At 50.5% G+C, this 827-nt stretch carries 7 tRNA genes and 1 rRNA gene; all 8 read left to right on the top strand.

The window, feature by feature from the left end:
- Positions 1-76: 76 nt before the first annotated feature.
- The 8 genes from rrf (at position 77) to CD29_RS19290 (ending at position 814) form a co-directional block, all read left to right on the top strand.
- Positions 77-192: ribosomal RNA gene (gene rrf, locus CD29_RS19325) — 5S ribosomal RNA — on the top strand.
- Between the two features lie 13 nt (positions 193-205).
- Positions 206-281: transfer RNA gene (locus CD29_RS19320), tRNA-Val, on the top strand.
- A 5-nt stretch (positions 282-286) separates the two neighbouring features.
- A tRNA-Thr gene (locus CD29_RS19315) sits at positions 287-362 on the top strand.
- Between the two features lie 6 nt (positions 363-368).
- Positions 369-452, top strand: a tRNA-Tyr gene (locus tag CD29_RS19310).
- Positions 453-458: 6 nt separating this feature from the next.
- Positions 459-530 (top strand) — tRNA-Lys (locus CD29_RS19305).
- Between the two features lie 19 nt (positions 531-549).
- Positions 550-638: transfer RNA gene (locus CD29_RS19300), tRNA-Leu, on the top strand.
- Positions 639-653: 15 nt separating this feature from the next.
- A tRNA-Arg gene (locus CD29_RS19295) sits at positions 654-730 on the top strand.
- Between the two features lie 7 nt (positions 731-737).
- A tRNA-Pro gene (locus CD29_RS19290) sits at positions 738-814 on the top strand.
- The last annotated feature ends 13 nt before the right edge of the window (positions 815-827 follow it).

The following is an 827-nucleotide window of genomic DNA, read 5'->3' as shown; positions in this document are numbered from 1 at the left end:
CTTAACCAAATTAAACTTGAACGCTTTCAATGTCTTTATCCAGTTTTGAAAGAATGAATTCTTTCAACTTAATAAGTGAAGTGATGATGGCAGAGAGGCCACACCCGTTCCCATACCGAACACGGAAGTTAAGCTCTTTAGCGCCGATGGTAGTTGGGGGCTTCCCCCTGTGAGAGTAGGACGTCGCTTCGCTTATTTTTTTTGTGGAGGATTAGCTCAGCTGGGAGAGCACCTGCCTTACAAGCAGGGGGTCGGCGGTTCGAGCCCGTCATCCTCCACCATATTTGCCGGTGTAGCTCAGTTGGTAGAGCAACTGACTTGTAATCAGTAGGTCGTGGGTTCGACTCCTATCGCCGGCACCATTTTTCGGAGGGGTAGCGAAGTGGCTAAACGCGGCGGACTGTAAATCCGCTCCTTCGGGTTCGGCGGTTCGAATCCGTCCCCCTCCACCATTTTTCGAGCCATTAGCTCAGTGGTAGAGCATCTGACTTTTAATCAGAGGGTCGAAGGTTCAAGTCCTTCATGGCTCATCAGTTTTCTTAATAATGTGCCGGGGTGGCGGAACTGGCAGACGCACAGGACTTAAAATCCTGCGGTAGGTGACTACCGTACCGGTTCGATTCCGGTCCTCGGCACCATTTATTACAATATTAGCGCCCGTAGCTCAATTGGATAGAGCGTCTGACTACGGATCAGAAGGTTGTGGGTTCGACTCCTGCCGGGCGCGCCAATATATACGAGAAGTAGCTCAGCTTGGTAGAGCACTTGGTTTGGGACCAAGGGGTCGCAGGTTCGAATCCTGTCTTCTCGACCATTAAGTAAAACAT

The sequence above is a fragment of the Ureibacillus manganicus DSM 26584 genome (genome assembly GCF_000772945.1).
In the GTDB taxonomy this organism is placed as follows: domain Bacteria; phylum Bacillota; class Bacilli; order Bacillales_A; family Planococcaceae; genus Ureibacillus; species Ureibacillus manganicus.
This window is presented reverse-complemented; position numbering and strand designations above follow the sequence as displayed.